Origin of the sequence: Microbacterium sp. Gd 4-13 (assembly GCF_003095395.1) — a bacterium.
Classification (GTDB): Bacteria; Actinomycetota; Actinomycetes; order Actinomycetales; family Microbacteriaceae; genus Microbacterium.
On the sequence record NZ_QEIJ01000016.1, the window covers coordinates 1 to 9,309 of the forward strand.

Here is a 9,309-nt window from a genome sequence, read left to right on the forward strand (position 1 = left end):
CGTCGATTGTTCCGACTCTCGGATTATTCCGATCGCAGCGTAAGCGGCCCTCTGTGGCGTGGGGAGTCACATGACGGCTCGGGATAATGAGCTGCGGTCGGGTCCACGTGAACCTGCGCACCCGCGATACGCCGCGCGGAACGTGCCGACTATAGGATCGTGCTGCGCATCCATCACGCCGTCGCCGACGGGATGGCGGCGGTCGCGATCGTGCAGCAACTGTTCGATCCGGACGAACCACGAGAGGTGCCGTCGAACGAACCGAGTGGCCGAGCGCCGATGGTGGCCCCGCGTCGCGGTCTTCGGCACACGCTGCGTCGGCTGCGTGTCGGTTTGCGTCGCATCCGCAAGACACTGCGCGGCAGTTACGTGGGCCGCACCATGCTGCTGGGTGAGCGCAGTCCGTACCGCGGCGTCGTCTTCCTGCGCTCCGACATCGACGCGCTCCAAGCGGGCGTCCGCCTGCGCGGTGGCACGGTCAACGACGCGCTCCTTGCCGCTTCGGCATCTGGATTCCGGGCTGCGTTGACTGCCGCGGGTGAGCCGATCCCCACCCGTCTGCCGGCGTGCGTGCCAGTGGCGCTGCAGCGGCGCGGCACCGCGGGTAATCAGGTCGGAGTGATGCTGGTGCAGCTGTCGCTCGGAGAACCCGACCCAGATGAGCGCCTGCGGCTCATCACCGAGCAGACCCCCCAGGAGAAGGTCAGCGCAAGAGAGCACGGGACACTGGAGTTCATGCGCGGACCTTCCCGGACCTTTTTCATGAGTCAAGTCGCCGCATTGCGCCGCGCGCGCGTGCGTGCGCTGAGACAATGGCGGTGTGCGTGGTCTGGGGTGGTTCATCGGCGGGAGCGCAGCGATATCTGCGATCGCGGCTCTATTGTTTCTGCCCGTCCGCTTTCCGCGACCGGGCGGCGATCTGCGGGTCGGTACGACGACCCGGCATTGGGCTGACCACTCCCGAACAGAGATCCTCTCCGTCGAGGGCGATGAAGTGCGTGAACTGACGGCGCAGGTCTGGTACCCGACGCGCGACACCGGGGGCGTCCGGGGCAGATACCTTCCGGATGCCCCGGTCGTGTTCGCCTCGCTCCTGCAAGCGCTGCGGGAGGTCACCTCGGGTCGGACCTCGCTGCCGCCGTTCCTTTTCCGCAAGCTCGCCGTGTCGAGAGCGCATGCGTTCGTCGATGCGACCCCGGTGCCCGGGCGGAGGTTCCCGGTGATCGTCGCTGTGTCGGGTTTCGGCGGTTTCCGTGCCGCGAACACGATCCTCGTCGAGGAGCTCGTCTCGCGCGGCTACGTCGTCGTAGGGATGGATCAGCCGTATGTGTCTGCCCGGACTCGGCGAGCCGATGGCCGCGTCGTGACGATGAAGCGACGAGGGCACCTCTACGACGATCATCCCCGCGAGCAGGTCATCGCACATCTGGCCGCCGATGTGAGCTTCGTCCTCGACACGGTGAACAGCGATCCGATTATGAGCCGGAGCGTGGATGTGTCGCGAGCGGGTGTCATGGGGGTCTCGCTCGGAGGAACCGTCGCGGCCGTGGCCGCTTCAGCAGACGAACGGATTGCGGGGTGTCTCATGATGGACGCCGTCATGCCAGAGGTGGTCGCGACCGGCGGCCTGCCGTGCCATGCGCTGTGGTTGACCCGGCCCTCAGATGACATGCGACGCGAACGCCATCACGCCGGCGGCTGGCCGGAGTCGGTCATCGCGGAGACGCTCGGATCAATGACCGCCGCCTGCGACCACCAAAGCGCAGACACCGGGCAGCTCGTCAGCATTCCCGGTATGTACCACATCGATTTCACCGACGCCCCACACTGGTTCCCGTGGGCGCGGTGGGTCGGGCTGTCAGGACGGATCGGCGCACGCCGAGCACACACCATCATCGCCCAGCACGCGGAGTCCTTCTTCGGATCGGCACTCCTCGGTACACGGCGACCTCGCCATCACCGTGATCTTTCACGATGTGTCCCCCCAGAACTGTCACGAACAATTACTTGAGCTGGCGTGAGAGGCAGCCGTCGCGGCGATGCTCCTGCCAGTGCGCTGAGGGCGGCAGCAGCTTGCGATGGCACGACGCCGTTCCCGAGCGCAGTCAATTGCTGCACGTCGGTCAGGCCATGGGCAGGGTCGGTGACCCATCCTTCGGGTAGACCGATCAGCCATTCCACGAACCGGGGTGCCGGGCGAGGTCCGGTGCTGTCGTTCAGAGGGCGGGGGGCTGGAGTGGGTCGGCCGGTGGTGTGTTGCCATTGTCGGATGGCAGCGTCCGCATCAGACTCAAGCTGCTCTAACGCCCACAACGCGGTGCCCCGAGATGGCTCCGCTTGCGGGCCGAGAGGCGAATGCAGACGACCCGCAATACTTGTGCAGACGAGTGCGAAAACTGGCAGCGTCGCCCCCGCCGCCGACGGAACGCAGGGCGTCTCGAACTCCAGGGATACGAGACGTCTCGCACTACGTCAGTGAGGGTTGCGAGCAGTCCAGGCGTGCGCGGTCGGACCGATGAGTCGGTCCCAGTTTGTGGGTGTGATGCCGAAGGTGGTTGTGGTATCTAAAGCATCGCTGACGAACGGGTGATCGAATTGGTACAGCACGCCGTTCACTTCGCGCAGCATCGGGATGAAGGCGCCTGCTGCGCGGAGCAGCCAGCGCGGCACGATGGTGAGCGTCGGGGCACGCGTGCCGATGTGCGCATTGAGTGCGGTGAGCATGGTGCGGACGGTGACGGGCGGGTTGGACGGGACCAGCCACGCTTGTCCCCATGCTCGTTCGTCTGCACCGAGGACGGCGAGGGTCGCGGCGATGTCTATGACTGCAGTGAAGGTATGCGGTTGGTCTGGTGTGGCGAACACCCTCGCGGGTCGGCCGGACAGGGTGCGGGTGGCGTATCGGGCAAGGAGTCCGTTTGCGGCGGTGGCGGTGGGGCCGAGGTAGTCCGATGCGCGCGCCTCGGTTACCCGCACTCGTCCGGCATTATGTGCGGCCAGCGCGTCTTCCCACATGCGGTTGCGGAGTGCACCTTTGTGGTCACTGGCGCGGAGGGGCTGATTCCTGGTGATCGGGCCGTCGACTTGTCCGTAGCCGTAGAGGTTGCTGAGGGTGACCAGCACGGTTCCGCTGTCTTCCGCGGCGGCGAGAATCGAGGCAGCCAGTGGCGGCCACCGTTCCTCCCAGAGCGGGTACGGGCCGGGGTTCGCGCAGTTGTACATCACGTCGAACCCTGCGGCGGAGGCTGCCAGCGCCTTGAGGTCGGTCGCGTCCAGCGCGACATGCTCCATCCCCGGATGGGCTGACTGGCCTCCGCTGCGGCTGACCAACCGTACCTGGTCACCCCCGTCCGCGAGGTGCGACGCCAGTTCGGTCCCAATTGGTCCTGCACCGATAATGAAGTGCTTCCGCATGCTCGTACTCCCAATAGTTTTGAATCACCTCGGACGTTCCGCCGGTGGCGGTTGATGGCGCTGGCCTGCAACGATGTCGCTGGTCCACCCTGGTGCGCTCGCGCTCTCGGGCGGCCCGGGTGGGAGTTTAGGGCAATGTGCTACAGGCGTTTGGCTAGCGCCCCCGTCGCTGATGCGCTGTAGACAGGTGATCTCGTTGCGCAGTACTGGAATGGCCTCATCGGCTGTCATCGCTCCGACGAGCACCCGTTGGGTCAGGCCGTTACTCAGGCTGACCAGCCGCACCGCCTCGGCCGGAGGCGCGCCCGCGGTGCGGAGCAGTGACGCGGCCTCGTCGACGGTTCCCCGGCTGGCCTCGACGATGATCGCGCCGATCGCGGGATCGACGACACCGCGGGCGAGGTAGGCGTACCACACCGCGGAACCGCGTTTGAAGGACTCGGTGTGCGGGATCGGTTCGGTGAGGAGGTCGAGCAGCGCCTGCCACGGGTTGAGCCCCCGGACCCGTTCGGTGTAGAGGCGGGAGGCCCGATCGACGATGGCTTGGCATCCGGCGTGGATGAGGTTCTCCTTCGATGTGAAGTAGTGCTGCACGCGGCCCACGGACACTCCCGTCGCCTGCGCGACTGCCCCATAGGTAACTCCCTCGATCCCACGGTCGCTGATCACGTCCCAAAGCCCCCGCGTGATCTCGGTCCGGCGCTGTTCGTGGTCGACGATCTTCGGCACCCTTACACGGTACAGCCATATCGTGTAACAATGGAGTATGGGCATACTGCAAAAAGGGACGGCGGCAGCCTCGCCGGAGTCGAAGCCACACAGGAGCCGGCTCCGCCGCTGGAGCAAACGGATCGGGATACTCCTCGTCCTCGTCCTCGCCCTGGTCGGCGCACTCAGCGTCTTCCGTTCGCTGACCGGCCCGCCCGGTGTCGGCTACTTCCGTTCCGCCGAAGGTCGCGAGGAGTACGTCGGCCACTACCAACAGGCGATGCAGCAACTGCCCCAACCCACCGCAGTGCACGACATCTCGACTAACTACGGCATCGTTCGTGTGTACGAGTGGAGCACCCCCGAGACCGAACGCGGGACGCCAGTCATGCTGCTGCCCGGCCGGTCGTCGGGTGTTCCGATGTGGTCGGCGAACCTTCCGGGCTTTGTCGAGTCCCACCGGGTGCTCGCCTTCGACGCGCTCGGCGATGCGGGCCTGTCCGTGCAGAGCACGCCGCTGACCAGCGTTGACGACCAGGCGGCCTGGGTAGACGAGGTGATCACTGCGCTCGCCCCGAACGGGGTCCACCTCGTTGGCCACTCCTTTGGCGGCGCGACCGCCGCCGCGTACGCCCGGCTGCATCCGGAGCGGGTCCATTCGCTCACCTTGCTTGAACCCGTCTTCACCTTCGCCTACCCGCCGGCAGAGATGCTCTGGTGGGCAACGGTCGCCACCCTGCCAGGTATGCCCAAGGGCATTCGGGAGTACGCGCTGCGTCAGATCGGCGGAAGCGACGAAGAGTGGGCGGAGGGTGACGACGCAGACCCCATCGCATTGATGATCGCGTCAGCGACCGAGCATTTTGCAGCAGAGCTTCCCACCCCGTCGCCGCTCTCGGACGAGCAAGCCGCGCGGTTGACGATGCCGATCTACGTCGCGATCGCCGGGCAGGATTCCCTCGCGGGCGGCCAGGGGGCCGCGGAGCACGCCAGCGAGATCCTCCCCAACGCTCAGGTGCAGACATGGAAGGATGCGACGCACTCGCTGCCCATGCAAGAAGCAGACCAGCTCCAGATCATTCTGACCGACCTCTGGGATTCGTCCGAACGTTGAACACGCGGTATCGACGCTGTTCCGGTCAAGTCCGGCCGCACCTCTGCCCCACAGGTTGCGCCGGTGCATCTGACCGAGGGACCGATCGAGGGACCGATCGAGGACCCGTCAAAAGCGGCGCCGCAGTAGTGCTTCGATGGAGTGACGAATTTCCCGCCCGCTGCGGCGGCTTCGATCCGCCACTTGAGGTCGTCGATGTCCTGGTGCTGCGCAAGGAAATAGCTGATCTGGTTGATAGTGATCTCGGTTCGCACCATCGTCTGCATGTCAGCCATCCGACGACCCCCAGCAGTCGGGATGCGCCACCGTCGGCGGGAGCGCCGCCTGCCTCGGTTCTGAACCGCCCTCGACTTCGCCCTGATTTTCTGGAGCTTCCGGCGCTCGACCTATTCTCGAAACCGGCACCATCAAGTAGTCCTATCGGCCCCCGGCCGAGCTCGAAGGCGACCTGGGGCGAGAATTCGCGCCCGAACGTGCGCACCCCGCGAAAGCTATTGGCGACGCTGCCCCGGGCGCGTTCCCCGGCGGCGTTCCCCGGCGTAGACACGACTGACGTGTACCAGTTCCTCGAGGGCGACGCATCGGTGCGATGTCAGGTGCTCCGCGACCTCCTGCACGCGTCTGACATCGCGGTATACGCAGAGCGGGTGGGGATCGGGTCGCCGGTCGGGATGTTCCGGTCAGGTAGTGAGCCCGCAGAGTCGCCGGATGATGTCTTCTCGGTCGTGCCACATCGGGATGGCGGGCGGGCTCGCGGTACCGACATTGGTCTTGGCGAGGGCTTGACGTTTCATCTCGGTGTCGGCGTGGGCGTAGATGAGCGTGGTCTCGGGATCACTGTGCCCGAGCCATTCGGTGATCAGCGCCAGTGGCATGCCTGCTTGGTAGAGGTGCATGGCACGGGAGTGGCGCAGCATGTGGGGGTGAACCTTCTCCGGGATCTCCGCGCAGCTCTGGCGGGCGGTGCTCGCATGTTGGCGCACGAATCGGCCGACATTGTCGTCGGACATGCGCGTCTTGCGGTGACCGTGGATCGTGTAGAACAGCGGCTGGTCGGCGGCGGGCTCGGGGTGGAACACCTCGGTGTATCGGCGATAGTGGGCGGCGGTTTCGCTGGTGATCGGTAGCCGGCGCGGTTTCGCCCCCTTCCCGATCAGGTCGATGGTGAGTCGCCTGATATCGATATCGCCGACGGTCAGGGCGAGCATCTCAGCGTCGCGGGCCGCGACGTCATACATCAGGATCATGAAGAACTGGTCGCGCAGGCCGGTCTTCGTGGCGGGGTCGGGCGCGGCGAGCAGGGCCGTGACGGCGCCGGTCGTCAGATAGTGGACGGCTGGGGTCGCTGCGATCTTCAGCTGCGGGACACCGTTGACGTCGGCGAGGTGGATGGCGAGTATCGGTTCGGCGGTGGCGGCGTAACGGAAGAAGGACCGGATGCAGGCGAGCCGTTGGTTGTAGGTCGTTCCGGTCCACGAACGCGTTGCCCTCATGTGGTCGAGGAATTCGAGGATGCAGTCCCGGTCAATGATCGAGAACGTCACGTGCTCGAGCGGGATCCCGCGGGTCTCCGCGACGTAGCCCAGGAGCATGTTCCAGGTGTGGCGGCACGCGGTGATCGTGTGAGGGCTGACTCCGCGTTGCCGAGGCATGAAGACGGTGAACCACTCGCGCAGGTGCCGGTAGAAGCTGTCGGTGGGGTTGGTCATGATGTCACTTCCGGGATGATTCCCGCGGCGCCCGTCAGGCCTGTTGCGGCCAGACGCTCGGGGAGCAGATGGATGTAGTACGCAGTCGCCGCGTAGGTGTCGTGACCCATGTAGGCCGACAGGTACGGCAGCCACACAGTGAGGTCGCGGCCCTCCTCTACCCATCGCGTCAGGGTGCGCGTGGCGTAGTTGTGGCGCAGCGTGTACGGCGTGGAACCGGCTGCGACGCCGCCAGCACGCTCACGGCATCGGTGATAGTGGGCCGTGACCCAGCGGGCCGGGTAGGGCTGTCCGGGGTGGTCCTCGAAGAAGAACTCCCGGCCCGGCCGGCACAGATCGGCGAGCTCGTCAAACCCAGCCAACAGGTCGGCCATGCCGGTATCCACCGGGACACGGCGGTCCTTGTTCCGTTTCGACTGCTCGATCGTCACGATCGCGCCGCCGAGGTCGACGTTCCGGCGGCGCAACAGGCGGGCTTCTTGCGGCCGCAGCCCGCAACCCAGCATCAGTCGGAAGAGCACCGGGATCGTGTACTCACGGAATGGGCTGGTCCCGGAGGGAGTGACCGAGTCAGCAGCTGCGAAGAAGGCGACCAGTTCGCTGTCACTGAAGATGTGGGGCAGGCTCCTGCTGGGCGGTCGGATCCACTGAGCGGGCAGCACGAATGCTTCCACGCCGACCAGTTGCAGGTACCTGCCGAACTCGCGGATCGCGTGGGCCCTGTACGCGGGCCATTCAATCCTCGTGCCTTCCCGGCACCAGGCGGTGACCAGTTCCCGGGTCAGGATCAGCTCGCTCGGCGGGTGTGCCACGCAATACCGGTCGAAGCTGAGCATCGGGTACGCGAGTGTGCGACGGGAGTAGCCAAGAGCTGTGCGCCACTGGAGCATCGCCTCAATGTGAGTCGCGAAGCCGCTGCTGAACGTGATGGTCATCGCGGGCCTTCCTTCGCTGGGGCAAAGCTGTCGAGAGGGAGCGCGCAGTCACGAAGGGATTCGTCAGCCAGCGCGATGTAGCGCCGAGAGGACTCAACGCTGGCGTGACCGAGCACCTGCGCCGTCAGCGCGAGCTCGGCACCCGACTCGATCAGGCGCGTGCCCGTCGTGCGCCGCAGAGCGTGGAACGTCTTGCCGTCATGTGCGCGGTGCGACACGCTGGCCTCGGCAAGCCATCGACTCATGATGAGCGCCCCCGTTGGCCCGGTCAGCCTCGTGAACGGAGCGTAAAGACGGATGAATACCTCGGGCGCTCCGCTATCGGGTCTTCCCTGCAGGAGCCAGTCTGCGATCGCGTTGCCGGCTTCCGCCGACAGCGGCAGCGTCAACGGCGTCGATGTCTTGTTCTGCACCAAGCGGATCTCATCGCGGTGCCAATCGATCTCGTCGAGCCGGAGTGACACGATGTCGCAGCAGCGAAGCCCGGTCGACAGCGCCAACCGGACCATCGCGTAGTCCCTCTTCCCGCGCGGGGTTGCTGTGTCGATCGCGGTGACGATCCGGTCAGTCTCGTCGGGGGTGAAGCAGGGCAGCGCCCGCGTCCGTCTCGGCCCGACCCGCGCCAGCATGGCATCGACCTTCAACTCGGTCACGCCCTGATGGTTCAGGAACTGGAAGTACCGTTTGATGGCCCACACCGTGTTTCCCATGCCCGATGCGTGACGCGGTCTCGCTTCGACTAGAAATGCTCGGACATCGTCGACAGTGACCGATTCAAGCGAACGGCCGACGCGATCCAGATGGCTCATGAACCCGCGGGCTTCAGCGACCACAATGCGCACCGAACCGGGGGCGAGTTCCTTCTGCACGTACTCAGCGAAAGAGCTGAGGAGCGCTGTGCCAGACGCGCTCAGGCTCGATGCTGGCCTTCGCCGTTTCCACACGACCGCGCCGGTCTGCTGGAACTCCAGCATCATCCGGGCGGTCTTCTCCAAGTTCGATCGCAGCGCAGAGCGGATCTCGTCGCGGCGCACTCGATCATCCATTGCCGTGAGGAACTCCTCCACGGCCCGCTCGGTCAGCCGATCGATTCCTCCGCTGCGGCAGAACCGAATCACGGTCCGGCAGCAGCTCTGGTAGTACCGGATCGAGCCGGGTGCCAGGCCGATTCGCGTGGCCTCTGCCAACACGCCCTCGGCAACCTCAAATGCTTCGTCATTCACAACCCCAACCTCCTGTCGGACGGGCGTCGCGGCCGCTCCGAACGGTCGCGACACGCACCACAATCTCGCGGAAAGGCGCTGACGACTACCCGGGCATCAGCTTCTGAGGGGCGCGAGGATTATTCCGAGGCGGACAGGCGGTTGTACTGTGCTCCAGAGATGTTCAAGCGGCGATCGGAATAATCCGAGAATCGGAAGAATCGGCG

At 65.7% G+C, this 9,309-nt stretch carries 8 protein-coding genes; 3 read left to right on the top strand and 5 right to left on the bottom strand.

The window, feature by feature from the left end; genetic code table 11:
• Positions 1 to 159: 159 nt before the first annotated feature.
• Positions 160 to 954, top strand: a complete 795-nt coding sequence (locus DEA06_RS16220) for a wax ester/triacylglycerol synthase domain-containing protein (RefSeq protein ID WP_240607000.1) — start codon at positions 160 to 162, stop codon at positions 952 to 954.
• Between the two features lie 40 nt (positions 955 to 994).
• On the top strand, positions 995 to 2,011 hold the full coding sequence (locus DEA06_RS16225; RefSeq protein WP_165818070.1) for a dienelactone hydrolase family protein: 1,017 nt from the start codon (positions 995 to 997) through the stop codon (positions 2,009 to 2,011).
• Positions 2,012 to 2,472: 461 nt separating this feature from the next.
• Here DEA06_RS16225 and DEA06_RS16230 read toward each other — a convergent pair whose 3' ends face one another.
• Together DEA06_RS16230 and DEA06_RS16235 are read right to left on the bottom strand one after the other, a co-directional pair.
• Positions 2,473 to 3,414: an NAD-dependent epimerase/dehydratase family protein gene (locus tag DEA06_RS16230; RefSeq protein ID WP_116649056.1), complete on the bottom strand. Its 942-nt coding sequence runs from the start codon at positions 3,412 to 3,414 to the stop codon at positions 2,473 to 2,475.
• 24 nt (positions 3,415 to 3,438) lie between these two features.
• Positions 3,439 to 4,143: a TetR/AcrR family transcriptional regulator gene (locus DEA06_RS16235; RefSeq protein ID WP_116649057.1), complete on the bottom strand. Its 705-nt coding sequence runs from the start codon at positions 4,141 to 4,143 to the stop codon at positions 3,439 to 3,441.
• Positions 4,144 to 4,180: 37 nt separating this feature from the next.
• Here DEA06_RS16235 and DEA06_RS16240 point away from each other — a divergent pair, with 37 nt between their 5' ends.
• Positions 4,181 to 5,236, top strand: coding sequence for an alpha/beta hydrolase (locus DEA06_RS16240; protein ID WP_116649058.1), 1,056 nt, complete (start codon positions 4,181 to 4,183; stop codon positions 5,234 to 5,236).
• Positions 5,237 to 5,916: 680 nt separating this feature from the next.
• Here DEA06_RS16240 and DEA06_RS16245 read toward each other — a convergent pair.
• The 3 genes from DEA06_RS16245 to DEA06_RS16255 are packed head-to-tail and all read right to left on the bottom strand — an operon-like array spanning position 5,917 to position 9,103.
• Positions 5,917 to 6,945 carry a tyrosine-type recombinase/integrase gene (locus tag DEA06_RS16245; protein ID WP_116649059.1) on the bottom strand — a complete coding sequence of 343 codons (1,029 nt, stop codon included), beginning with the start codon at positions 6,943 to 6,945 and terminating at the stop codon, positions 5,917 to 5,919.
• Complete coding sequence (locus DEA06_RS16250; protein WP_116649060.1) at positions 6,942 to 7,880, bottom strand: tyrosine-type recombinase/integrase; 939 nt, start codon at positions 7,878 to 7,880, stop codon at positions 6,942 to 6,944. The genes DEA06_RS16245 and DEA06_RS16250 overlap by 4 nt, the downstream gene beginning before the upstream one ends.
• Entirely contained in the window at positions 7,877 to 9,103 is a 1,227-nt protein-coding gene (locus DEA06_RS16255; protein WP_205781315.1) for a tyrosine-type recombinase/integrase, read from the bottom strand. The genes DEA06_RS16250 and DEA06_RS16255 overlap by 4 nt, the downstream gene beginning before the upstream one ends.
• Between the last annotated feature and the right edge of the window lie 206 nt (positions 9,104 to 9,309).

What these genes read in the sequence shown, in the direction of transcription:
- DEA06_RS16230 (WP_116649056.1), bottom strand. Translation starts at nt 3,414, where the DNA reads ATGCGGAAGCACTTCATTATCGGTGCAGGACCAATTGGGACCGAACTG.
- DEA06_RS16240 (WP_116649058.1), top strand. Translation starts at nt 4,181, where the DNA reads ATGGGCATACTGCAAAAAGGGACGGCGGCAGCCTCGCCGGAGTCGAAG.
- DEA06_RS16245 (WP_116649059.1), bottom strand. Translation starts at nt 6,945, where the DNA reads ATGACCAACCCCACCGACAGCTTCTACCGGCACCTGCGCGAGTGGTTC.
- DEA06_RS16250 (WP_116649060.1), bottom strand. Translation starts at nt 7,880, where the DNA reads ATGACCATCACGTTCAGCAGCGGCTTCGCGACTCACATTGAGGCGATG.